Here is a 23,382-nt window from a genome sequence, read left to right on the forward strand (position 1 = left end):
GTAGAGGGAGATTCCCCTCTACCTCGGGAAGAACCCTCTATCTCGCGAGCGTCACAGGGCGAGGTCGAGGCGACCCTGCGGCGACGAGCTCGCGAGCGCGCCCTCGCGCCGGGGGATCCGGCCCGCGCCGGCCGCCAGGCGCCCGGACTCGACGGCGAGGCGCATCGCGTGCGCCATGCGGACCGGGTCGGCGGCCCGGGTGACGGCCGTGGCGAGCAGCACGCCGTCGCAGCCGAGCTCCATGGCGAGCGCCGCGTCCGACGCCGTCCCGATCCCGGCGTCGAGGATCACCGGGACGCGCGCCGCGCCGGCGATCGCCTCGACGTTGCGCGGGTTGAGGATGCCGAGACCCGTCCCGATCGGCGCGCCCAGCGGCATGACGGCGGCGCACCCGACGTCCTCGAGCCGGCGCGCGAGGATCGGGTCGTCGTTCGTGTACGGCAGCACGACGAACCCGTCGCGGACGAGCTGCTCGGCCGCCTCGACGAGGCCGATCGGGTCGGGCAGGAGCGTGACGTCGTCGGCGATCACCTCGAGCTTGACCCACTCGGTGCCGCACGCCTCGCGCGCGAGCTGCGCGGTGAGCACGGCCTCGCGCACCGAGAAGCAGCCGGCGGTGTTGGGCAGCGCGCGGATGCCGAGCCGGTGGAGCAGGCCCCAGATGCCGGCATCCGTCGAGCCCGCACCGCCCGGCCGCACCGCGACGCGGCGCATCGCGACGGTCGTCAGCGCGGTGCCCGAGGCGACGAGTGCGTCCTCGAGCGTGAGCAGGTTCGCGGCACCGCCCGTCCCCATGACGAGGCGCGAGCCGATCGTCGTGCCGGCGACGACGAGCGGGTCGGCGCCGTCCGTGGTGCTGGTCGTGGTCACGGGTCTCAGCCTCCCTGGACGGCGGTGACGATCTCGACGCGGTCGCCCGGCGCGACGACCGTGCTCGACCACGTGCCGCGCGGCACGACGGCGTCGTTGATCGCGACGGCGACGCCCTGCGGTGCGCCGTCGGCGACGTAGGCGGGTGCGAGCGCGGCGACGAGCGCCTCGACGCCGACCCGGCCGTCGAGCGGGTACGGCGCGCCGTTGACGAGCACGGTCGGGGGAGCGGTCTCGGTCATGGGTCTCACCTCGGGGTGGCAGGGGTCGTGGAGGTCGCCGCGCGCGGCCCGAACCCCGGGTTGTGCGCCAGATGCGGCCCGTCGTGGCGCGCGACCCGGGGTTCGGCGGCTGGGGGCAGGGCGCGCGGCCCGAAGCGGTCCGGACGCGCGGGGACGAGCGCGGCGGCGACGTCGTCGGGCAGCGTCGTGCCCGTGAGCCCGGCGACCACCGCGTCGGCCGTGACGGGTGCGAGCAGGACGCCGTTGCGCCCGTGCCCGGTCGCGACGTGCAACCCCGCGACGTCCGTGGCGCCGACCAGCGGGAGGTTGTCCGGCGTCGCCGGCCGGGCGCGCGGCGTGACGTCGACGAGGGCCGCCTCGTCGAGCCCGGGGACGAGGGCGCGGGCGTCGCGCAGGAGGGCGAAGACGCCGCCGGCCGTCGCGCGCCGGTCGTCGGGGTTCTCCTCGGACGTCGCCCCGACGACGATCTCGCGGTGCCCTGCGCGCGCGCCGTCGGGCACCGGGTCGCGCGGCACGACGTACACGGGGCGGCCCTGCACGAGCCCCCGCACGACGTGCTCGAGCCCGAGGTCCGGCCCGGCGTCGAGCCGCAGCGTCTGGCCCTTCACCGGCCGCGTCGGTACGCGCACCTCGGGCACCTCGGCGACCAGCGCGCCGGACTCCCAGCCCGCGGCCACCACGACGGCGCCCGCGCGGTGGACCCGGCCGGACCCGTCCCGCGCGCCGGTCACGCGACCGCTCGCGTCGCGCTCGAGCCCCACGACGGCACGCGGCACGACGGCGCACCCCGGGGACCGCTCGACGGCGCGGCGGAGCGCGGCGCACGTCGCGCGCGGGTCGACGGCGTGGTCGCCCGGCGCCCAGGCGGCGCCGGCGAGGCGCGGCCCGAGGAGCGGCTCGCACCGACGGGCGTCGGCGGTCGTCAGCTCGTGCGAGCCGAGGCCGTGCTCGGCGTGGAGGCGGAGCACGCGGCGCAGCACCGCGAGGTCGTCGGTGTCGTAGGCGACCGTCAGCGTCCCGGCGTCGCGGAGGCCGACGTCCGCTCCGGTCGCGTCCTGGAGCGCCGCGGCGAACCCCGGCCAGCGGGCGGCGCCCGCGAGGTGCAGACGCAGCGCCTCCTCCTCGCCGAAGTCCGCCTCCGTCACGGGTGCGAGCATCCCGGCCGCGGCGTGCGCGGCGCCGTCGCCCGGCGCCGGGTCGAGGACGACCACGGTGAGGCCGGCCGCTGCGGCGTGCCACGCGACGGCGAGCCCCACGATCCCGCCGCCCACGACGACGACGTCGCGTGCGGGGTCGCCGGAGGACGGACGGACGTGCCGGTGCATGTGCGCTCCCTTCGCTGGCATGACCCAGATCAGGTTCGACGGTCGGCTCCTGCGCCCTCTCAGCCCCGTGCGGGGCTCCCGTGCTCACGGACACCGTACCTGGCCCGCCGGAGGTGCGGTCCTACACTCCGTCGGGTGAGCACCCCCACCACGGGCGTCGCGGCGCCCGCGTCCGCGCCCGCCACGGCCACCGCGACCGCCGCACGTGCCCGGCTCGCCGACGCCCGCCTCTACCTGTGCACCGACGCGCGCGAGGAGCGTGGCGACCTCGAGGACTTCCTCCACGCGGCGCTCGCGGGCGGCGTCGACGTCGTCCAGCTGCGCGACAAGACGCTCGACGTCGCGCGCGAGCTCGAGCTCCAGGAGACGGTTGCGCGCGTCGCGGCCGAGCACGGTGCACTGTGGGCGGTCAACGACCGGGCCGACGTCGCAGGGCTGACGGGTGCGCCCGTCGTGCACATGGGCCAGGGCGACCTGCCGGTCCCCGCGGTCCGCACGCTGCTCGGCGCGGCACCCGTGCTCGGGCGCTCGACGCACTCGGCGGAGCAGGCCGCTGCGGCCGAGGCGGACCCGGACGTCGACTACTTCTGCGTCGGGCCGCTGTGGGCGACGCCGACGAAGCCGGGGCGCGCCGCCGTCGGGCTGGACCTCCTGCGCGAGGTCGCCGCCGGCGCGCCGAGCACGCCCTGGTTCGCCATCGGCGGGATCGACGCCGGGCGCCTCGACGCGGTGCTCGACGCCGGGGCGACGCGCGTCGTCGTCGTCCGGGCGATCACGCAGGCGGCCGACCCCGAGCGGGCTGCGCGCGAGCTGCGCGACCGGCTCGGCCGAGGTGCGTCGGGACCGGTCAGCGCGGCGCAGGAGCCGGTGAGCGGGTGAAGTCGCGGCCGCGGGGAGTCCTCCCCATCGTCCGCGCTTCTGGCCGCCGCGGGCCGTGTGCGATGCTCGCGGCGGTCGCGTGCCGCCGTCGCCGCGCGCCGATCCCCGAGCCGACCTCGAGCCATCTCGAGCCCCAGGACAGGAGAACCATGCCCAGCACGCGTCCGGCGGCCGTCGCCGTCGCCGCAGTCCTCGCCCTCACCGTCTCGGGCTGCAGCCTCGTGCGCGGCGCGGACGAGACCGCACCCTCGTCGGGCGCCCCGGCGGCCGAGGAGAGCACCGCGGCGGTCGACGGGGTCGGCACGGCCCGCGTCGCGGACGGCGTGATGGCGGAGCAGACGGTCGACGCGCCCGGCGAGGGGGACGCCGGCACGCTCACCGTGACGATCCGCGAGCTCGCGGTCCAGGGCGGCACGATGACGCTGCGCTGGGCGCTGCGCTGGGACGACGACGGAGCCGCCGGCGACGCGAGCATCAGCTACTACGACATGGGCGTGGAGCCGGTCGTGACGGTCACCGACCCGGCGAACCTCGTCGCCTACCGGCCGCTGTGCACCGAGGGCGCGTGGCAGCCGGACACCGAGAGCGTCGCCGAGCGCGGGTCGGCGCAGTCCCGCTGCCAGGCGACCATGCTGGTGTCGCCGCTCGAGAACGTCTTCTTCGACTTCCCGAACCACGGCACCGTCGAGGCCTACGCCGTCCTCCCGGCGCCCGAGGAGCGCGTCGAGACCCTGGACGTGCTCCCGGCCGAGGGGCTGCCCGCGTTCACCGCCGTCGAGGTCACGTACCTCGACGACGCGGCGTGACGGGCGTGCGCGACGCACCGCGGCACGCGGTGCTCGTCGCGGCGCTGGCGGGCGCGCTCCTGGTGCCCGCACCCGCGGTCGCGTCGTCCGGCACCACGGACGACGGCGCGGGCACCGCCCTGCCCGAGGACGTCGTCGAGCACCTCGCCGAGGACCGCGAGCGCATCGAGGCCGCCGACGTCACCGAGGCGATGCGGGCGGACGCCGTCCTCGACCTGCACCCGGCGGACGCCACGTTCCCCCTCGACGTGCAGGACGCCACGACGCGCCTCGAGACGACGCGCGAGGAGGACGAGACGACGACCGTCGTCCTCACCGCCGACCTCATGTTCGCGTTCGACTCCGCCGAGCTCTCCGCGGAGGCGGCCGACGCGCTCACGGAGCTCATCGAGCAGATCCCGCGGAGCGCCGCCGTCGCGGTCGACGGGCACACCGACGCGCTGGGCACGGACGCCCGCAACGACGAGCTCTCGCTCCAGCGGGCCGAGGCGGTCGCGAGCGTCCTGCGCGCCGAGCGGCCGGACCTCGCGCTCACCGTGACCGGTCACGGCAGCCGCGTGCCGGTCGCCGAGAACACGCTCGACGGCGAGGACAACCCTGCCGGTCGCGCGCTCAACCGGCGCGTGGAGCTGTCGTTCGCCGCCGGCTGACCAGGGCCTCGCGCCGTGCCCGGGCACGGCGCGAGGCGCCTAGAATCGTCCGGTGACCTCCGCGCCCGACGTGCCCCCCGCCCCGCCGACCGACGCGACCACGCCCGTCTCGACGCCCCGCCCGGTGCTCGTCGTCGACTTCGGCGCGCAGTACGCGCAGCTCATCGCGCGCCGCGTCCGTGAGGCGAACGTCTACTCCGAGATCGTGCCGCACACGGCCACGGTCGAGCAGATGGTCGCCAAGGACCCGGCCGCCATCATCCTCTCGGGCGGGCCGTCGTCGGTGTACGCGACGGGGGCGCCGTTCGTCGACCCGGCGCTGTTCGACGCCGGGGTGCCGGTGCTCGGCATCTGCTACGGCTTCCAGGCGATGGCGAAGGCGCTCGGCGGCGACGTCGCGCAGACGGGGCTGCGCGAGTACGGCGGCACGGAGGTGTCGGTCCGCGAGGCGGGCGTGCTGCTCGCCGACACCCCCGAGAACCAGACGACGTGGATGAGCCACGGCGACTCCGTCCACCGCGCACCGGACGGCTTCGAGGTCCTGGCGACCTCGTCGGGCTCGCCCGTCGCGGCGTTCGAGGACCGTGCGCGGCGCCTGTTCGGCGTGCAGTGGCACCCCGAGGTCAAGCACTCGGCGCACGGCCAGGCCGTGCTGGAGCGCTTCCTGTACGACGGCGCGGGGCTGCGGCCGGACTGGACCGCCGGCAACGTCATCGCGGACCAGGTCGCGGCCATCCGCGCGCAGGTCGGCGACGCACGCGTCATCTGCGGGCTGTCGGGTGGCGTCGACTCGTCCGTCGCGGCCGCGCTCGTGCAGGAGGCCGTCGGTGACCAGCTCACGTGCGTGTTCGTCGACCACGGCCTGCTGCGGGCGGGCGAGGCGGAGCAGGTGGAGCGCGACTTCGTCGCGGCGACGGGCGTGAACCTCGTCGTGCGCGACGAGAAGCAGCGGTTCCTCACGGCGCTCGCCGGGCACAGCGACCCCGAGACCAAGCGCAAGATCATCGGGCGCGAGTTCATCCGCGTGTTCGAGGACGCGGCGCGCGACATCGTCGCGGACGCCGGCGAGCACGGCCAGGAGGTCAAGTTCCTCGTCCAGGGCACGCTGTACCCGGACGTCGTCGAGTCCGGCGGCGGCGAGGGCGCCGCGAACATCAAGAGCCACCACAACGTCGGCGGACTGCCCGACGACCTGCAGTTCTCGCTCGTCGAGCCGCTGCGCACGCTGTTCAAGGACGAGGTCCGCGCCGTCGGGCTCGAGCTCGGCGTGCCCGAGGCCATCGTGTGGCGCCAGCCGTTCCCCGGCCCGGGCCTCGGCATCCGCATCGTCGGCGAGGTCACCGCGGACCGCCTCGACACCCTGCGTGCCGCCGACGCGATCGCGCGCGAGGAGCTCACCAGGGCCGGTCTCGACCGCGAGATCTGGCAGTGCCCGGTCGTGCTCCTCGCCGACGTGCGCTCGGTGGGCGTGCAGGGCGACGGCCGCACGTACGGCCACCCGGTCGTGCTGCGGCCCGTGTCGTCCGAGGACGCCATGACGGCCGACTGGACGCGCCTGCCCTACGACGTGCTGTCCCTCATCTCGACGCGCATCACCAACGAGGTGCCGGAGGTCAACCGGGTCGTGCTCGACGTGACGAGCAAGCCCCCGGGCACCATCGAGTGGGAGTGACGGCCGGGCTCACGTCCGCGGGGGAGTGACCGCTCCGCGCGTCGTCAGAGCGGGGCGAGCCGTGCCTTCAGCAGGCAGAACTCGTTGCCCTCGGGGTCGGCGAGGACGTGCCACTGCTCCTGGCCGGTCTGCCCGATGTCGGCGGGTCGAGCGCCGAGCGCCAGGAGGCGTTCGAGCTCGGCGTCCTGGTCGCGGTCGGTGGGGTTCACGTCGACGTGCAGCCGCGACGTGCCCGGCTCCGGCTCGTCCCGGCGGCTGAGGATGATCGTCGGCTGCGCGCCGCCGAACCCGTCGCGAGGCCCGATCTCGAGCGTGCCGTCGTCCTCGCGGTCGAGCACCACGAAGTCGAGCACAGCGCACCAGAAGCGCGCCAGCGCCTCGGGGTCGCGGCATCCGAGCACGAGCTCGCTGATCCGGCACGCCATCGTCCGTCTCCTCTCGGTCGGCTGGGACGACCCGGTCACCCGGCGTGCGGGCGACGCCGTCCCGTGCAGCAGGGAACACCCGCGACCGTACCCGTGACGGTGCGAGCGCGCCGAGGGTTTTCGGTCTCGGCTCAGGCGAGACGCCGACGTGCGGCGGCACGCGCGTAGGCGGACTCCACCTCGGCGAGGACGGTCGGCCAACCGGCCGCGGGCGGGACCTCGCGGTTGTGCGCGACCATCCGCTCGAGCAGGCCGTCCTCGGTGGCGAGCCGCACGAGCGCGTCGGTGAGACCGGGATCGTCGTCCGCGAGGAGCGCGTCGACGCCGTCCGTGAGGCGCTCCGCGACGCCCGACTGCGAGCGGGTCAGCACGACCAGTCCCGCGGCCTGCCCCTCGAGCGCGGCGATGCCGAACGCCTCCTCGACCGCGGGCGCGGCGAACACGTCCGCGCGCGCGTACAGGCGCTTGAGCTCCGTCGCGGTGAGGCGGCCCGGCAGCGACACGACGTCGCGCAGGCCGTGCTCGGCGACGAACCGGTGCGCGGCCGCGAGCTCGGGCCCGTCGCCCGCGACCGTCGCGTGGAGCGCACCGGCGGGCACGCGACCTGCGGCGTCGCGCAGGACCTCGAGCAGCGGCAGCACCCGCTTGCGGGGCGCGAACCGCGTCGCGGCGACGACGTGCACCGCCGAGACCTCCATGCGGTCCGCGCGCTCGGTGCGCGGCACGCGCCACGCGTCGAGGTCGAGCCCGTTGTGCAGCACGGCGACCTCGCCGCGGTCGCCCACGATGCGCCGCAGGGGCGCGGCCGTCAGCTCGCTCACCGCCGACCACAGCACCGGCCAGCGCGACCAGCCCACGATGCGGTCGAGCGCCGAGAACCACCGCTGCGCCGACCCCCACACGGAGTGCACGGTGAGGACCGCCGGCAGGCCGGCGCGCACGACGGTGCGCAGCGACGCCTGCGTGGACGGGGTGAGCACGCCCATGTGCAGGTGCACGACGTCGGGCCGCGCCGACTCCAGCACGCGCGCCACGTGGTGCGGTGCCCGCGGGTGCACCGGGTAGCCGCCGGGGACGCGCGCCGCCAGGCGGTGGACCGTCACCTCGTCGACGCGCTCGACGGTGACCCCGTGCGCGCCGGGGCGGGCCGGCGTCGTGCACACCACCGCGACGTCGTGCCCGGCCGCGGCCTGCTGCTGCGCGAGCCGCGCCACCTGGGTCTCGATGCCTCCGAGGAGAGGGAGGTAGCAGTCGGTGACGTGGACGATGCGCACGCGCGCATCCTCCCACCCGGGCGTCGTGGGTCCCGAATCCCCGACGGTGCCGGGCACCCGTGTCATGGGCGCCACGCCGCGCGCTCGCCGGGCGCGACGCGGCTCGGCTCGCTACGGTGGCCCCGGATGGGTGGTTCGACCGTCTCGCGGTGGTGTCGCCACGGTGGCGCGGTGTCGCGGACGGACCGGGAAGGTCTTGTCGAAGGGGAGCGCACCATGTCGAGCACCGTCACCGTCTCACCGGCTCGTGGGGTCCGGGGCATCGGCCTCTTCTCCATCATCGCCGGCATCGTCCTCGTCCTCGCGGGCGTCGCCACGTGGATCGTCGTCGCGAACGAGCTGTCGTCCGAGCAGATCACCGTCTCCGACGACGCGTCCTTCCTCGCCGGCCGCCACGTCAACGGTCCGCTCACCGCCTACGCCCAGGCCGACGTCATCGACCAGCACGCCCTGGAGGCGAGCGGCGGGCAGACCTACGCCGAGCTGGACCAGGACGACCCGACGCGCGAGACGGTCATGAACGCGTCGTTCCTGCGGGCGTCGCTGTACACCTCGGTGGTCGCGTTCGGGGTGTCGGCGCTCGTGGTCGGGCTCGGGATCCTGTTCGTCCTCGTCGGCCTCGCGCTGCGCAAGCTCGCCGGCGGGCCCAGCGTCTCGGTCGAGACCCCGGCGGCGTACACGTCGTCGGGCGACCTGTCGGAGGGTGGACGGCACACGGCGCCCGGTGCGCCGCACGGGCCGTCGCCGGCAGCACCGCCGGTCCGGCCGGAACCTGCGCCGCGACCCGACGGGCCGGACCGCACGTCGACCACCCCGGCGGCGCAGGCCCGTGCGGCGGGACCGACGGCGACCGGCTCGACCGCGACGTGGGCGACGGCGACGGGGCCGGGCCCGGAGAGCACCGCGGCACCTGCCGTCGGGCACCCCGGTGGTGCGCCGACGTCACCGGGCGCGTCGCCGGAGGCCGCACCGCCGTCGACCGCTGGCCCGGACGAGCCGGACCGGCGCGGCGAGACGCGCACCTGACGGCTCGAGGGCCGTCCGTCCGGGCGCGGAGACCCGCTCCCGCCGAGCTGCACCGGGGGGAGTGCGCGGACCGCGCCCCGGACGGACCGAGGGGCCGTGACGCCTGGCGTCACGGCCCCTCCTCCTGTCGTGCGCAGCGGTCAGCCGCGGCTGCGCCGCCGCGCGCCCACGGCGACCGACCCGACGACGAGCGTCACGCCGGCCACGGCGAGCACGACGATCGCGGCGAGACCCAGGTCCACCTGGGCGCCGAGCGCGCTGGCCAGCACCGCCGCGCCGCACGCGACGACGAGGAAGCCCCACACGACCGTTCCGACGCGCGGACCGCGCGGCGGACGCGGCGCCTCGACCGGACCCGCGGCGGTGGCGTACCCCGATCCCACCTGGTCGGCGGCTAGGCCACCGGTCCGGTCGTCCGCCGGGTGGCCGGCCCGGTCGTCGGCCCGGTGCTCGGTCCCGTCGTGGGCGGTGTCCCCGGACGGGCCGGCCGTCGCGGCCGTCCCGAGCTCGAGCGTCTCATCGGTGTCGCGCGGCTCGCGACGGTCGTCCTGGCTCATCGGTCCTCCTCGATGGTCGCCTGGCCGGCTCCGACGTCGACCAGCAGCACGAGCTGCGGGTCCTCGCCGGTGTCGGCCTCCTCGTTGGTGAAGGTCACGGGTCGCGAGCTGACGCCGCTGACCTCGCGGCGCTCGCCGTCGACCTGCCAGCGCGCGCTGCCCGCCCAGACCTGGACGTCCGCGCGGACCGGGACGCCGTCGGGGACCACGATCGTCACGTCGCCCGCGCCGAGCTGGACGGGGACCTCCACGGGGTCGCCGTCCGTGACGCCGGAGAGGTCCAGGCCGGACAGGTCGATCGTCGGGTCGCCCCACCGCACGCCGAAGCCCTCGCTCGCGACGTCCGGGTCCGTCACGCGGTACGTGCCGTCGGAGACGGTGCGGGTGGTGTCGTCGAGCACGAAGTCGGGGCGGTCGCCGTCCCAGGACGCGGCGGGCACGGCGACCACGAGCGCGAGCACGGCCAGCCAGCCCAGGCCGCCGCTCGTGCGGCCGCGCAGACCGCTGACCACGATCGCGAGACCTGCGAGCACCACGGACGCGCCGGCCCAGGTGAGGAACACCGGCCACGCCAGGTCCCCGGCGCGGTCGACGACGAGCAGCAGCGCGCCGAGCAGGAGGCTCAGTCCCACGACGACGCCGACCGTCGCGGACCCCGGGCCGCGGGGGCGCGGCGGCTTGGGCGGACGTGGTGCCTTCGGCGGACGGGGTGGCGTCGGCGGCGTCGTCCCCGCGGGGGCGCCGTACTGCGGTCCGTACTGCTGCGCCCCGTACTGCTGCGCCCCGTACTGCTGCGCTCCGTACGGCTGTGGCCCGTCCTGCGCGTCGTACGGCGCGGCGGGCGGCGTCGCGACGGAGGCCGTCCCGACCGGGGGCGTCGTCGTGGCCGGCACCGGGCCCGCCGACTCGTGCGTGGCCGGGTACGCCGCCGACGCCGGGGCGGTCGTCCTCGGGGCCGGCGAGCCCCACGGCGCGTCGGGCCCACCTGGGGCCTGTGCACCGGACGCAGGGGCGCCCGGCCGCGGGCCGCGCTGGTTCAGCACCGACACCGTCACGATCGCGACCGTGACGATCGCCGCGACCCAGAACAGGCCGTTCAGCCACCCCAGGTTCATGTAGTCCCACCAGGACCACCAGCCGCCGCCCCAGCTGAGGCCGACGACCACCATGGCGATCGCCCCCAGCATGGCGACGTCGAAGTTCCCGCGGAACGCCTCCTGCAGGTGGATGCGTCCGTCGCGTCGCTCGGGCAGCAGCGCCCACGCGGCCCCGTACAGGACGAGGCCCGCGCCGGACAGGAAGAACGTGACGAACAGGATGCCGCGCACGACGAGCGGGTCGATGCCGAACCGCTCGGCGACCCCGGCGGCGACACCGCCGATCCAGCGCTCGTCGGAGCGGGAGACGCCGGCGCGGCGCACGGCGTCGAAGAAGCCGTCGGTGCCGGACGGGCGCGGCCCGGTCTCGGGCGCCGGCGCGTGCGGGGGAGCGCCGGCGGAGGCCGGCTCGTCCGGCCCTGCCGGCCCTCCGGGGGACTCGGGAGGAAGGTGCGGTGTGCTCATGCCTCCATGCTGGTCCCCGGGGGCGTCCCGAGGTATCGGGTTCCCCCCTGACCGCACCCTGAATCCGCCGCACCACGACCCTGGGAAAGGCCGCGGACGGCTCTCAGGGGAGCGTCGTCGTGTGACGATCGGGGGGTGACGTCCGAGGCGACCCCGCCCGCGAGCCCCGCACCCGACGGGCCCGCGGCACCTGCGCGCACCACGCCGGGCCCCCGCGGCCTGCCCCTGCGCCGGCCCGAGCGCGGCCGGTGGGTCGGCGGCGTCTGCGCCGGGCTGGCGGCGCACCTCGGCGTGCCGGTCGGTGCCGTGCGCCTCGTCGTCGCGTTCCTGGCGCTCGCCGGCGGCGCCGGCGTCGCGCTGTACGTGTTCTGGTGGGTCACCGTCCCCACGGGCGACCCGCAGGCCGCGCTCGAGGAGGAGCGGCCGGCGTCCCTGTCCCGACTCGCCCCGAGGCTGCAGGGCCGGGTGACCAAGCTGCCCGTGCGCGACGTCGCGATCGGCGTCGTCCTGCTCAGCGGCGCCGCCGCGCTCGTCGCCCTGCGTGCCGGGGTCGACGTCGAGGTGTCGTGGGTGATCCCGGTGCTCATCGCGCTCGCGGGCACGGCGCTGGCGTGGAGCCAGCTCGACGCCGCGCAGCGCGGCCGCTGGCTCAGCCGCGCCGGGGGGCGCACGCCCGGCGGCGTGGTCCGTGTCGCGGGCGGGCTGGTGCTCGTGCTGGTCGGCATCGTGCTGCTCGTGGGCCAGGGCACGACGACGGCGACGATGATCGGCGCGACCGTCGCCTCCCTCGCGGTGCTCGCCGGCGCGGCGATCGTGCTCGCGCCGTGGTGGCTGCGGCTCGTGCGCGAGCTCGGCGACGAGCGGGCCGCCCGTGCGCGGGAGGCGGAGCGCGCGGACATCGCGGCGCACCTGCACGACTCCGTGCTGCAGACCCTCGCGCTGATCCGGGCGCGCGCGTCCGACGCCGACACGGTGGCGCGGCTCGCCCGCGCCCAGGAGCGTGAGCTGCGCGAGTGGCTCTACGACGACCGCCCGTCGCCCGGCACCTCGCTCGCGGCCGAGCTGCGCGGGCTCGTCGCCGAGGTCGAGGACGGTCGCGTCGGGCGGCGTCCGCAGGCCCTCGGCTCGGTCGGCGGCACGGAGGAGGGCGAGCCCGGGCCCGTCGTCGTCGACGTCGTCGTGGTGGGCGACTGCGCGCCGACCCCGGAGACCGCGGCGCTGCTCCAGGCGACGCGCGAGGCGCTCGTGAACGCCGTGGCGCACGGCCGCCCGCCCTACTCGGTGTACCTCGAGGTGAGCGCCGACGCCGCGGAGGTGTTCGTGCGCGACCGCGGCGACGGCTTCCGCATGGAGGACGTCGCGCCCGACCGGTTCGGCGTGCGCGAGTCGATCCTCGGGCGCGTGCAGCGCCGCGCCGGGAAGGCCGAGATCATCAGTCGACCGGGCTGGGGCACCGAAGTACGGTTGCGCGTGCCCCGGGACGGCGACCGCACCGCGCCGGCCGAGCCCCCGGCGGGCGAGACACAGGAGACGACGTGACGACGATCCCCAGCCCCTCCACGGGCGGCACCGCGGCCGCCGGCGCTCCCGTGCCGGTCGTGCTCGTCGACGACCACCACATGTTCCGCGCCGGCGTGCGCGCGAGCCTCGACCCCGCGCTCGTGCAGGTCGTGGGCGAGGCGGACTCGGTGGACTCGGCCGTGGAGCGCGTGCACGCGCTGCGGCCGCCCGTCGTGCTGCTGGACGTGCACCTGCCCGGCGGGAACGGCGGCGGTGGGGCCGAGGTGATCCAGCGGTGCGCGGACGTGCTCGGCGACGTGCGGTTCCTCGCGCTGTCGGTGTCCGACGCCGCGGAGGACGTCGTCGCCGTCATCCGCGCCGGGGCGCGCGGCTACGTGACGAAGGCGATCTCCGGCCCGGACCTCTCCGCGGCCGTGGGTCAGGTCGCTGGCGGCGACGCCGTGTTCTCCCCGCGGCTCGCGGGGTTCGTGCTCGACGCGTTCGGCACGGGCGCCGGCGACGTCGCCGTGCGCGACGACGAGCTCGACCGGCTCTCCGCGCGCGAGCAGGAGGTCATGCGGCTCATCGCCCGCGGGTACACCTACCGGGAGGTCGCGTCCGAGCTGTTCATCTCCATCAAGACGGTCGAGACCCACGTCTCCGCGGTGCTCCGCAAGCTCCAGCTCTCCTCGAGGCACGAGCTCACGCGCTGGGCGGCGCAGCGCCGCCTGCTCTGACCGTCGCCGAGCTGCGAGAAGATGCGGTGCCGACGGACTGATCGGCGACGTCTTCTCCCAGGTCGTCAGCGGTCGTGGCGAGAGCTGGACGTTGTCCACAGGGCTGCTGTCCGCGGCCCGCGCGCCGGGCAGGCTGTGTCGCGTGCCGACGCCGCTGCCGCCCCTGCCCTTCCGTGTCGCCGACGCCCTGGCGCAGGGCTCGACACCCGCCCAGCTCCGCGCCTCCCGCCTGCACGCTCCGGTCCGAGGCGTCCGCATGGACGCCCGCCGCGCGCAGGACCTCGAAGCGGTGTGCGCGGCGGTCCAGCTCGTCGTGCCCGACGACGCGGGGTTCTCCCACACCACCGCGGCGGCCCTGTGGGGGCTACCTCTCCCGCACGGTGCGAAGCCGGTCGCCGACCTGTACGTCAGCGGGGCGCCCGGTCGTCGGCCCGTCGCTGCTCGTGCCGTCCAGCAGCACGAGGGACTCGAGCCTGGGGACCTCGTCCGGCTGCACGGGCTGCGCCTCACGACGCCGGACCGGACGTGGGCAGACCTGGGTGCTCTCGTCGCGGCGTCCGGTGCCGCGCCCGGGTCGTCCGGTCTCACGGACCTCGTCGTCGTGAGCGACGCCCTGCTGCGCGGGGTCCGGGGTCGAGACCCGTACCCTCGCGCGCTGCTGGAGCGTCGGCTCGCCCGGTGGGAGGGACGCCGGGGCGTGGCGACGCTGCGGCGGGCGCTCAGCCTGTCGCGGCGGTTCGTGGACTCGCCGATGGAGACGCGACTGCGGCTGCGGCTCGTCGCCTCGGGGTTCCCCTGCCCGCTCGTGGGGGCCGACGTGTTCGACGACGACGGCCGCTGGTTGGCCCGGCCGGACCTGTCCTGGCCCCGGCTGCGCATCGCCGTGGAGTACGACGGACGGCACCATCTCGTCTCGGCGAAGCAGCGGTTGGACGACGTCGCTCGTCAGGAGGAGCTGGAGCGCCTGGGCTGGCGTGTCATCGTGCTGTTCGCGCACGACGTGCTCCGCCGGTGGCCCGCTACCGAGGGCCGGGTGCTGCAGGCGTTCCTCGATCGCGGGGTCCGGCCGGGGGACGTCGCGCCGGCGCCGGATGCCGAGGAACGCACCCGGGTCGTGACGCCGTCCCTCCCGCGGTGACACGGCGACGGACGCGAGCTGCGAGAAGTCGTCGCTGCGGCGCCACGCCGGACAGCAGGTTCTCGCAGCTCGTGCTGGCGCGGCGACCCACCTACGGCGTCGCGTCGCCCTCCCACGCGGGGGAGAGGCGCACGACCTCGCCCACGACCGTGACGGCGGGTGGACGCACGCCCGCCTCGCGCGCACGGTCGGCGATCGTCGCGAGCGTCCCGACCGTCGTGCGCTGGCGGGGGCCGTACCCGTCCTCGACGACGGCCACCGGCGTCTCGGCGGCCCTGCCCTGCGCGACGAGCGCGTCCGCGGTCTCGGCGAGCCCGGACACGCCCATGAGCAGGACGACGGTGTGGTCGCTCGCCGCGGGGACCTTGCCGACGTCCTCGTGGCCTGTGAGCACGGTAAAGCCGCGCGAGAGGCCGCGGTGCGTGACCGGGATGCCCGCGGCGGCCGGCACGGAGACGGCGCTCGTCACGCCCGGCACGACCTCGACGGGGATGCCGTGCTCGCGGCACGCGTCGAGCTCCTCGCCGCCGCGGCCGAACACGTAGGGGTCGCCGCCCTTGAGACGGACGACGCGCCGACCGGCGAGGGCGTGCTGCACGAGCACCGCGTTGATCTCCGCCTGCGGCACGGGGTGGTTGCCGGGGGTCTTGCCGACGTCGACGACCACCACGTCGTCCGCGAGCTCGTCGAGCAGGCCCCGCGGCCCGAGACGGTCCGTCACGACGACGTCCGCCTCCGCGAGCAGCCGGCGCCCGCGCACCGAGATGAGCCCGGTGTCGCCGGGACCGCCCCCGACGAGCGCGACCGACCCGACGGTGCCACCTGTTCTGGCCTCGCCGGCGGTGGCCTCGTCCGGGGCTGCGTCGCTCCCCGGAGCGACCCGCACCGCCCGGAGCGGGAGCTCGCCGGTCGCGAGACGCACGGCCACCGCGTCCCGCACGCGCTGCGCTCGGCGCGGGTCGCGGCCCGCGTTCACCGCGACGGACACCTCCGCGCCGGACGACGCGTCCGTCCCGTCAGCACCGGGAACGCGCGTGCGGGCGACGGCCGGGACCCACGCGGTGCCGAGCTCTGCGTCGCCCGCCGTGACGCAGAAGACGCGGTCGGCCTCGGCGTCGGCGGCGACGCGGGCGTCCACCTCGGCGTCGCCCGTCGCGGTGTGGGCCAGCCACGCGCCGTCGAGGTCGCCCGTGAGGTAGTCGCGACGCACCCAGTCCACGCCGTCCGAGGCGGTGAGCCCGGCGAGGTCCTCGCACACGACCGGCGCGACGACGCGCACGTGCGCACCGGCGTCGAGCAGGCCCCGGGAGCGACGCGCGGCCACCGGGCCCCCGCCCACCACCACGGCGAGGCGGCCGCCGACGCGCAGGCCGAGCGGGTACGTCTCGTGGTGCGGGGCGGGGTTCGTGGTCACGTGGTCTCAGATCGTGTAGGAGCCGGGGCGCTCGGCGGGCCGGCGCGCCGCGGCGAGCGCGTCGCCGACCATGCCTGCGGCGAGGGTACCGCCGTCCTGGGCGTCGATGAGCAGGAACGCCCCGGTCCGGCGCGCGACGACGTACTCCTCGGCCGCGACCGGCGACGCCAGGCGCAGCGTGACGCGCCCGATGTCGTTGAGCTCGAGCCGTTCCGCGGGCTCCAGCTCGGCGGAGTCGAGGTCGAGGCGCCCGACGACGTCGCGCACCACCGCCTGCACCGTGCGGGTCGTGTGCTTGAGCAGCACGCGCGTGCCCGGGAGCAGCGGGCGGTCGCCGAGCCACGCCACCGTGCCCTCGACGTCCTGCGTCACCTCGGGCGCGTCGGCGGCCGCCGCGATGAGGTCGCCGCGGGCGAGGTCCACCTCGTCCGCGAGGCGCAGCGTCACGGACTGCGGCGCGAACGCCTCCGTGAGCGGCTCACCGCTCGCGAGCGAGTCGGCCGTGTCGATGCCGGCGACCGTCGTGCGACGTCCCGACGGCAGCACGACGACCTCGTCGCCGACGCGCACGACGCCCGCCGCGACCTGGCCGGCGTACCCGCGGTAGTCGCGGAAGCGGTCCGCGTCGGCCGATCCCGACAGCCCGGACTGCGGCCGGATGACGACCTGGACGGGGAACCGGAAGGACTCGGCGTCCGGGTCCTCGCCCGCCGGCAGCCCTTCGAGCAGCTCGAGCAGGCTCGGGCCGTCGTACCAGGGGGTGCGGTCGCTGCGGTCCACGACGTTGTCCCCGACGAGCGCGGAGACGGGGATCGTGTGCACGTCCGCGAGGCCGAGCGACGTCGCGGTGACGGCGACGTCGCGCTCGACCTCCAGGTACCGGTCCCGGGAGTAGTCGACGAGGTCGATCTTGTTCACCGCGACGACGACGTGCGGCACGCGCAGCAGGCTCGCGACGGCGAGGTGGCGGCGCGTCTGCTCGAGCAGCCCCTTGCGGGCGTCGACGAGCAGCACGACGACGTCGGCCGTCGACGCGCCCGTCACGGTGTTGCGCGTGTACTGCACGTGCCCGGGGCAGTCCGCGAGGACGAACGAGCGGCGCGCGGTCGCGAAGTACCGGTACGCGACGTCGATCGTGATGCCCTGCTCGCGCTCGGCGCGCAGGCCGTCGGTGAGGAGCGCGAGGTCGGCCGTCGCGAGGCCGCGGTCGCGCGAGACGCGCTCCACGGCGTCGAGCTGGTCCGCGAGGACGGACTTCGAGTCGAACAGCAGCCGGCCGACGAGCGTGGACTTGCCGTCGTCGACGGAGCCCGCGGTCGCGAGGCGCAGCAGGGTGCCGCGACGGTCGTCGTCCAGCGCGACCGGCACGGCGTCCGCCGCGGTCGCGGTCCCGGCCGCGGTGCCGCTCGCCGTCGCGGACGTCAGGTGCGTGGTGGGCGTGCCCATCAGAAGTACCCCTCCTTCTTGCGGTCCTCCATGGCGGCCTCGGAGAGGCGGTCGTCGGCGCGCGTCGCGCCGCGCTCGGTGATGCGTGTGACCCCGACCTCAGCGATCACGTCGTCGACAGTCGCGGCGTCGGAGCGCACCGCGCCGGTGCAGGACATGTCGCCCACCGTGCGGTACCGCACGGTCTCGGTGCGCACGGACGCGGCCTCGGCGTCGGTGCGCGGCGACGAGTACGGCCCGACGGCGAGCAGCATGCCGTCGCGGTCGAACACCTCGCGCTCGTGCGCGTAGTAGAGCTCCGGGAGCTCGATGCGCTCGCGGGCGATGTAGCGCCACACGTCGAGCTCGGTCCAGTTCGACAGCGGGAAGACGCGCACGTGCTCGCCCGGACGGTGGCGCCCGTTGTACAGGTTCCACAGCTCCGGGCGCTGGTTGCGCGGGTCCCACTGGCCGAACTCGTCGCGCAGGGAGAACACGCGCTCCTTGGCGCGCGCCTTCTCCTCGTCGCGGCGGCCGCCGCCGAACACGGCGTCGAACCGGTGGCCCGAGATGGCGTCGAGCAGCGGCTGCGTCTGCAGCGGGTTGCGCGTTCCGTCCGCGCGCTCGCGCAGACGGCCGTCGTCGAGGTAGTCCTGCACGCTCGCGACCTCGAGGCGCAGGCGCAGCCGCTCGGCCGTCGCGTCGCGGTAGGCGAGCACCTCGGGGAAGTTGTGCCCGGTGTCCACGTGCAGCACGGGGAACGGCACCGGGCCCGGCGCGAACGCCTTCACGGCGAGGTGCAGCATCACCACGGAGTCCTTGCCGCCGCTGAACAGCAGGACGGGGCGCTCGAACTCCGCCACCACCTCGCGGATGATGTGGATGCCCTCGCTCTCGAGGGCCTCGAGCTGGGAGAGCCGGTGTGCACCGGGGAGCGCGGCCGCGGGGACGGCGGCCGTTCCGGTCGTCAGGTCGATGGTCGTCATGCCCGTCCTCATACGTGGAGTCCGCACTCTGTCTTGTCGAGCCCGGCCCAGCGGCCGGCCCTCGGGTCCTCGCCCGGCGCGACGCGCCGCGTGCACGGCAGGCAGCCGATGGAGGGGTAGCCGTCGTTCAGCAGGGGGTTGAGGACCACCTGGTGCCGCGCGGCGTAGGCGAGGAGGTCGTCGAACGACCACGCCGCGAGGGGGTTGATCTTCACGAGCCCGTTCTTCTCGTCGAACGTGACGAGCGGGGTGCTCGTCCGGGTGGGCGCCTCGTCGCGGCGCACGCCCGTGACCCAGACCTCGTACCCGGCGAGCGTGCGGTGCAGCGGCTCGACCTTGCGCATCTGGCAGCACAGGGCCGGGTCGCGGGAGAACAGGTCCTTGCCGTGCGCCGCGTCCTGCTCGGCGACGGTCAGCTCGGGGCGGACGTCGACGATCGTCACGTCCAGCTGCTGCTCGACGGCGTCCCGCGTGCCGACGGTCTCGGCGAAGTGGTAGCCGGTGTCGAGGAACAGCACGTCCACCCACGGGACGTGTGCCGCGACGACGTGGGGGAGGACCGCGTCGGCCATCGAGCACGCGACGGCGACGGACGTGCCGAACTCGCGCGCGGCCCAGGCGACGACCTGGTCGGCGCTCGCCTCGTCGTCGGCCCCGATGCCCGAACCGGCGAGCTCGGCCGCACCGCGCCGCGCGATCTCGCGCAGCTCGTCGAGCGAGCGCTTCTCGCGGCCGTGCGCGGCCTGCCGCGCCCGCTCGGCGTGGTGGGCCGCCTTCGACGCCTCGCGCTGCTCCGTCCTCGCCCGCGCCGCCGCGCGCAGCGCGGCCAGCGGGTCCTGCGTGGTCTGGTCGCTCACTGCAGCGCCTCCTCGTCCGCTCGACGAGCCCACTCGGCGAAGGTCTCCCGGTCGGCCCGGCCCTCCTGCTCGGCCTCGTAGCGGCGCACCACGCGCTCGACGTAGTCGGGCAGGTCGGACGCCGTCACCTTGAGGCCGCGCACGGTGCGGCCCATGCCCGCGGTCTCGCGGTCCTCCGAGGCGAGCCCGCCGCCCAGGTGCACCTGGAAGCCGGGGACCTGTGCGCCGTCGTCGTCCATCACGAGCTGGCCCTTGAGGCCGATGTCCGCCGTCTGGATGCGCGCGCACGAGTTGGGGCAGCCGTTGACGTGCAGGCTCAGCGGCTTCATGCCCGACAGGTCGCCGAGGCGTTTCTCGAGCTCGTCGATCGTCGCGGTCGCGGTGTCCTTGGTGTCGACGATCGCGAGCTTGCAGTACTCGATGCCCGTGCACGCGATCGTGGAGCGCCGGAACGGGCTCGGGTTCGCGTCGAGCCCGTTGGCCTTGAGCGTCGAGACGACGTGCTCCACGTGCTCGTCCGGGACGTCGAGGACGAGCAGCTTCTGGTGCGGGGTGAGCCGCACGCGGTGCGAGCCGACCGACTCGGCGAGGTCGGCGACGTTCGCCAGGACCGTGCCCGAGACGCGCCCGACGTACGGGGCCGCGCCGACGTAGTTGAGCCCGTCCTTCTGCTTGTGCACGCCCACGTGGTCGCCGGGGACCGGCGGCTTGGGGGCGGGCGGGCCGTCGGCGAGCCGGTAGCCGAGGTACTCGGTCTCGAGCACCTCGCGGAACTTCTCCGGCCCCCAGTCGGCGAGCAGGAACTTCAGCCGTGCCTTGTTGCGCAGCCGGCGGTACCCGTAGTCGCGGAAGATCTGCACGACGCCGTGCCACACGTCGGGGACCTGCTCCTCGGTGCAGAACGCGCCGAGACGCTCGCCGAGCCGCGGGTTCGCCGACAGCCCCCCGCCGACCCACACGTCGAACCCGACGCCCAGCTCGGGGTGCCGGTGCGCGACGAACGCGACGTCGTTGATCTCGTGCACGACGTCCTGGCTCGGGTGGCCCGTGAGCGCCGTCTTGAACTTGCGCGGCAGGTTCGCGAGCTCGGGGACGCCGATGTACTTCTCGGTGATGCCCGCGACGGCCGGGCCGATGTCGATCAGCTCGTCGGCCGCGATGCCGGCGACGGGGCTGCCGAGCACGACGCGCGGCACGTCGCCGCAGGCCTCCGTGGTCTGCAGGCCCACGGCCTCGAGCCGTCGCCAGATCTCGGGCACGCTCTCGACCTCGACCCAGTGCAGCTGGATGTTCTGCCGGTCCGTGATGTCGGCCGAGTCGCGCCCGAACTCCTGCGAGATGCCCGCGATCACGCGCAGCTGCTCAGTCGTCAGCGCACCGCCGTCGATGCGCACGCGCAGCATGAAGTAGCGGTCCTCGAGCTCGTGCGGCTCCAGGGTGGCGGTCTTGCCGCCGTCGATCCCGGGCTTGCGCTGCGTGTACAGGCCCCACCAGCGGAAGCGGCCGTGCAGGTCGTCGCCCGGGATGGAGTCGAAGCCGTCTCGCGCGTAGACCGTCTCGATGCGCTCGCGGACGGACAAGCCGCCGTCCTCCTGCTTCCACCTCTCGTTGCCGTTGAGCGGCTCGGTGCCGTCGACCTTCCACTGCCCGTTCGGCCGCGCCGCGCGGGCCGGCCGGGCCGGGCGCTCGGGGGACGAGCCGGCGGCGCGTGCGGGCGGTGTGGCTGCGGGGTCGGACGCCGTCGTGACCTGCGTCATCGGGGTTCCTCGTGTCCTCGTCGGTGCGGGGACGCGCGACGACGAGCGCTCAGCGAGGGTGCGAGAGAGCTGAGGACCGACGGCGCGCGCCGGGTCTCAGGGGGAGGCGAGCGTGGGCTCGCGCTGAGTCAGGCGCGGTTCAGCGACAACAGCTGAGACAGGTCTGCGCGCACGCCGGCATCCCGTGACGCGACGTCACGAGGAGGGTGCGGGCTGCCGTGGTCATGCCGAGCACCGTACACGCCGGTCTCGCGAGCCGGAAGACGGCGTCCGCATCGCGGACCAGCGTCTCGCTCAGCGTCCGTCCCGGCGCACCCGAGGGTGCGCGCGTCACCCGTCGAGGGCGAGCAGGGCGAGGTCCCGCTCGACCGGCGCGGGGAGCCGCTCCCGCCGCCGGAGCGCCGACCAGGCCTGGCGGGCCGTCGGCAGGGCGCCCAGCCTGCCGGTGCGCCAGGCCTGGGCGGTGCGGGCGCGCACCACGGGCCACGGGCGCAGGAGCAGCGCCGTCGCGACGGCCGAGCGTGCCACGGCGGCCGCGCGGTCCGCCGGGGCGTGCCGCGACGGCGACGGGTGGTGGTGCACGACCACGTCGTCGCGGTAGACGATCGCCCGGTCCTTCGCGGCGAGGCGCAGCGCGAGCGGCTCCTCCTCGCCGGGGAAGCGGACGGCCGTGTCGAACCCGCCGACGTCGAGCACCGCGTCGCGGCGCACGACCGCGGCGCACGCCATGAAGCCGAGGACGCGCGGACCGGGCAGGCCGGTGGCGTCGAGGGGGGAGTGGCGCAGCGCGGGGACGATCGGGTCCTCGCGCTCCTCGGGCCCCACGAGCACGCGCGCGACCACGACCGCGACCGACGGGTCCGCCGCGAGCACGTCGGCCGCACGCCGCAGCGCGCCGGGTGCCCACCAGGAGTCGTCGTCGGCGAACGCGACGTAGGGCGTCGTCGCGCGCTCGATCCCGACCGTGCGGGCGAGCGACCCGACGTTGCGGGGGAGCTCGACGACGTCGGCGTCGGGCCGGACGTCGGCCACCGTGGCGGGGCTGCCGTCGGTCGAGCCGTTGTCCACGTAGACGACCGGCGCCCGGTGGCGGGGGAGGGACGCGAGCAGGTCCTCGCGACGGTTCTTGCTCATGACCACGACGGTCACGCGGTCGTCCTCGACGACCGGTGCAGCGGTGCCGGGGGGTGCGATCTCCGGCGCACCGTCGGGAAGCCAGTCCTGCGCGCTCGTCCGCTCGGCCGTCATCGGCCGTACCGGCGGGCGGACGAGGCGCGCTGCGGGGCTTCGAGGGCGCGGAAGCGCGCCTCGACGGAGGGTGGCAGCGGCTGTCGTTCGCGCAGCACCCACGGCAGGCCGCGGACCGCGTCGAGCACGCCGAGCCAGGCGTCGCGCGTGGCCGGCAGGCTCCGGACCACGGCCCACGAGCGCCGCGCGACGGCGGGCCCGCGCCGGCGCAGCCACGTGAACCACAGCGTGTTGCGGACGCCGTCGCGCGCGCGGCGCGAGCGGTCCCGGGCGGGCGACGCGGCGTGGTGGACCGTGAGGTCCTCGAGGTAGCACAGCTCCCAGCCCACGGCGGCGAGGTCGGCGGCGAGCAGTTCCTCCTCGCCGCCGAGCCACAGCCGCGGCGAGAAGCCGCCGGCCGCCCGGAACGCCTCGACGCGCAGCACCGACGCCCCCGCGAGGAAGCTCCCGAGCGCGGGTCCCGGCAGCGGCACCGTGGCGCGGACGGGGGAGTCGCGCAGCTCGGCGACGACCGGGTCCTCGGCGCCGGCCGGCTCGACGACGATCCGGGCGGTCACGACGGCGAGCCGCGGGTTCTCGTCGAGCGCGTCGGCGGCGGTGCGCAGCGCACCGGGGTCCCACCACGTGTCGTCGTCGCAGAAGGCGACGTACCGCGCCTCGCCGCGCGCCGCGACGCGCTCCACCCCGACGTTGCGGCCCACGGCGCCGAGGTTCGTCGCGGCCGGGACGAGCTCGACACCCGGGTGCTCCGCGCGTACGGCGTCGGCGGTCCCGTCGGTCGAGGCGTTGTCCACGACGACGACGTGCGGCCGCTCGGGCAGGCGCTCGAGGTGCCGCAGCGTCCGCAGGAGCTCGTCGCGCCGGTCGTGCGTGATGACGACGACCGCCGTCCGCGGGTCCGGCTCGGCCCCGGGCGCGTCGAGGGTGTCGCGGGCGGGCTCGCGGACGCGGTCCGGAGCGGGGGCGGGGAGGTGGGGCGTCGGGACGTCCATGGCCCCGTTCTAGGAGCGGACCCGCCCGCTCGCAAGCGCC

22 protein-coding genes and 1 riboswitch are annotated in these 23,382 nt (G+C 75.9%); of the genes, 8 read left to right on the forward strand and 14 right to left on the reverse strand.

Features of this window, described 5'->3' with window-relative positions:
- Nucleotides 1–51: 51 nt before the first annotated feature.
- From ACFTZA_RS07105 to thiO, 3 genes are all read right to left on the reverse strand, one after another.
- Nucleotides 52–795, reverse strand: coding sequence for a thiazole synthase (locus tag ACFTZA_RS07105; protein WP_378192366.1), 744 nt, complete (start codon nt 793–795; stop codon nt 52–54).
- A gap of 80 nt (nt 796–875) precedes the next feature.
- Complete coding sequence (thiS, locus tag ACFTZA_RS07110) at nt 876–1,112, reverse strand: sulfur carrier protein ThiS (protein ID WP_378192240.1); 237 nt, start codon at nt 1,110–1,112, stop codon at nt 876–878.
- A 5-nt stretch (nt 1,113–1,117) separates the two neighbouring features.
- A complete protein-coding gene (thiO, locus tag ACFTZA_RS07115) occupies nt 1,118–2,437 on the reverse strand; it encodes a glycine oxidase ThiO (RefSeq protein ID WP_378192242.1) in 1,320 nt (439 codons plus the stop codon).
- Nucleotides 2,427–2,529: riboswitch (TPP riboswitch) on the reverse strand. It overlaps the preceding gene by 11 nt.
- Before the next feature lie 43 nt (nt 2,530–2,572).
- Between thiO and thiE the strand changes: the two genes are divergently transcribed.
- From thiE to guaA, 4 genes are all read left to right on the forward strand, one after another.
- Complete coding sequence (gene thiE / locus ACFTZA_RS07120) at nt 2,573–3,316, forward strand: thiamine phosphate synthase (protein WP_378192244.1); 744 nt, start codon at nt 2,573–2,575, stop codon at nt 3,314–3,316.
- 149 nt (nt 3,317–3,465) lie between these two features.
- A complete protein-coding gene (locus tag ACFTZA_RS07125; protein WP_378192246.1) occupies nt 3,466–4,122 on the forward strand; it encodes a hypothetical protein in 657 nt (218 codons plus the stop codon).
- Nucleotides 4,123–4,127: 5 nt separating this feature from the next.
- On the forward strand, nt 4,128–4,772 hold the full coding sequence (locus ACFTZA_RS07130; RefSeq protein ID WP_378192248.1) for an OmpA family protein: 645 nt from the start codon (nt 4,128–4,130) through the stop codon (nt 4,770–4,772).
- 70 nt (nt 4,773–4,842) lie between these two features.
- Complete coding sequence (guaA, locus tag ACFTZA_RS07135; RefSeq protein WP_378192368.1) at nt 4,843–6,444, forward strand: glutamine-hydrolyzing GMP synthase; 1,602 nt, start codon at nt 4,843–4,845, stop codon at nt 6,442–6,444.
- A gap of 44 nt (nt 6,445–6,488) precedes the next feature.
- Here guaA and ACFTZA_RS07140 read toward each other — a convergent pair whose 3' ends face one another.
- Both ACFTZA_RS07140 and ACFTZA_RS07145 read right to left on the reverse strand, forming a co-directional pair.
- Nucleotides 6,489–6,869, reverse strand: coding sequence for a VOC family protein (locus ACFTZA_RS07140; protein WP_378192250.1), 381 nt, complete (start codon nt 6,867–6,869; stop codon nt 6,489–6,491).
- 131 nt (nt 6,870–7,000) lie between these two features.
- Nucleotides 7,001–8,143, reverse strand: coding sequence for a glycosyltransferase family 4 protein (locus ACFTZA_RS07145; RefSeq protein ID WP_378192252.1), 1,143 nt, complete (start codon nt 8,141–8,143; stop codon nt 7,001–7,003).
- Nucleotides 8,144–8,359: 216 nt separating this feature from the next.
- On the opposite strand from ACFTZA_RS07145, the gene ACFTZA_RS07150 reads away from it, so the two are divergent.
- The gene (locus ACFTZA_RS07150) at nt 8,360–9,169 is read left to right on the forward strand and encodes a hypothetical protein (protein ID WP_378192254.1); all 810 of its coding nucleotides are present in this window, start codon (nt 8,360–8,362) and stop codon (nt 9,167–9,169) included.
- 140 nt (nt 9,170–9,309) lie between these two features.
- Here the strand turns inward: ACFTZA_RS07150 and ACFTZA_RS07155 are convergent, their stop codons facing one another.
- Both ACFTZA_RS07155 and ACFTZA_RS07160 read right to left on the reverse strand, forming a co-directional pair.
- Nucleotides 9,310–9,726, reverse strand: a complete 417-nt coding sequence (locus ACFTZA_RS07155) for a hypothetical protein (protein WP_378192256.1) — start codon at nt 9,724–9,726, stop codon at nt 9,310–9,312.
- On the reverse strand, nt 9,723–11,288 hold the full coding sequence (locus ACFTZA_RS07160; RefSeq protein ID WP_378192258.1) for a PspC domain-containing protein: 1,566 nt from the start codon (nt 11,286–11,288) through the stop codon (nt 9,723–9,725). Before ACFTZA_RS07160 ends, ACFTZA_RS07155 begins: the two co-directional genes overlap by 4 nt.
- A 135-nt stretch (nt 11,289–11,423) precedes the next feature.
- On the opposite strand from ACFTZA_RS07160, the gene ACFTZA_RS07165 reads away from it, so the two are divergent.
- The 3 genes from ACFTZA_RS07165 (at nt 11,424) to ACFTZA_RS07175 (ending at nt 14,663) form a co-directional block, all read left to right on the forward strand.
- Nucleotides 11,424–12,827 carry a PspC domain-containing protein gene (locus tag ACFTZA_RS07165; protein ID WP_378192260.1) on the forward strand — a complete coding sequence of 468 codons (1,404 nt, stop codon included), beginning with the start codon at nt 11,424–11,426 and terminating at the stop codon, nt 12,825–12,827.
- 80 nt (nt 12,828–12,907) lie between these two features.
- On the forward strand, nt 12,908–13,525 hold the full coding sequence (locus tag ACFTZA_RS07170) for a LuxR C-terminal-related transcriptional regulator (protein WP_378192370.1): 618 nt from the start codon (nt 12,908–12,910) through the stop codon (nt 13,523–13,525).
- A 142-nt stretch (nt 13,526–13,667) separates the two neighbouring features.
- On the forward strand, nt 13,668–14,663 hold the full coding sequence (locus ACFTZA_RS07175; RefSeq protein WP_378192261.1) for a hypothetical protein: 996 nt from the start codon (nt 13,668–13,670) through the stop codon (nt 14,661–14,663).
- A 91-nt stretch (nt 14,664–14,754) separates the two neighbouring features.
- On the opposite strand, the gene cobA is transcribed toward ACFTZA_RS07175, so the two are convergent.
- The 7 genes from cobA to ACFTZA_RS07210 form a co-directional block, all read right to left on the reverse strand.
- A complete protein-coding gene (gene cobA / locus ACFTZA_RS07180; protein WP_378192263.1) occupies nt 14,755–16,077 on the reverse strand; it encodes a uroporphyrinogen-III C-methyltransferase in 1,323 nt (440 codons plus the stop codon).
- A gap of 6 nt (nt 16,078–16,083) precedes the next feature.
- Nucleotides 16,084–17,523: a sulfate adenylyltransferase subunit 1 gene (locus tag ACFTZA_RS07185; protein WP_378192265.1), complete on the reverse strand. Its 1,440-nt coding sequence runs from the start codon at nt 17,521–17,523 to the stop codon at nt 16,084–16,086.
- Nucleotides 17,523–18,488, reverse strand: a complete 966-nt coding sequence (cysD, locus tag ACFTZA_RS07190; protein WP_378192267.1) for a sulfate adenylyltransferase subunit CysD — start codon at nt 18,486–18,488, stop codon at nt 17,523–17,525. The genes ACFTZA_RS07185 and cysD overlap by 1 nt, the downstream gene beginning before the upstream one ends.
- Before the next feature lie 8 nt (nt 18,489–18,496).
- Nucleotides 18,497–19,195, reverse strand: a complete 699-nt coding sequence (locus ACFTZA_RS07195; protein ID WP_378192372.1) for a phosphoadenylyl-sulfate reductase — start codon at nt 19,193–19,195, stop codon at nt 18,497–18,499.
- A gap of 146 nt (nt 19,196–19,341) precedes the next feature.
- A complete protein-coding gene (locus tag ACFTZA_RS07200) occupies nt 19,342–21,102 on the reverse strand; it encodes a nitrite/sulfite reductase (protein WP_378192269.1) in 1,761 nt (586 codons plus the stop codon).
- 330 nt (nt 21,103–21,432) lie between these two features.
- Nucleotides 21,433–22,350, reverse strand: coding sequence for a glycosyltransferase family 2 protein (locus ACFTZA_RS07205; protein ID WP_378192271.1), 918 nt, complete (start codon nt 22,348–22,350; stop codon nt 21,433–21,435).
- Nucleotides 22,347–23,342 carry a glycosyltransferase family 2 protein gene (locus ACFTZA_RS07210; protein ID WP_378192273.1) on the reverse strand — a complete coding sequence of 332 codons (996 nt, stop codon included), beginning with the start codon at nt 23,340–23,342 and terminating at the stop codon, nt 22,347–22,349. Before ACFTZA_RS07210 ends, ACFTZA_RS07205 begins: the two co-directional genes overlap by 4 nt.
- Nucleotides 23,343–23,382 lie beyond the last annotated feature (40 nt).

The organism is Cellulosimicrobium sp. NPDC057127 (assembly GCF_042670945.1).
In the GTDB taxonomy this organism is placed as follows: domain Bacteria; phylum Actinomycetota; class Actinomycetes; order Actinomycetales; family Cellulomonadaceae; genus Cellulosimicrobium.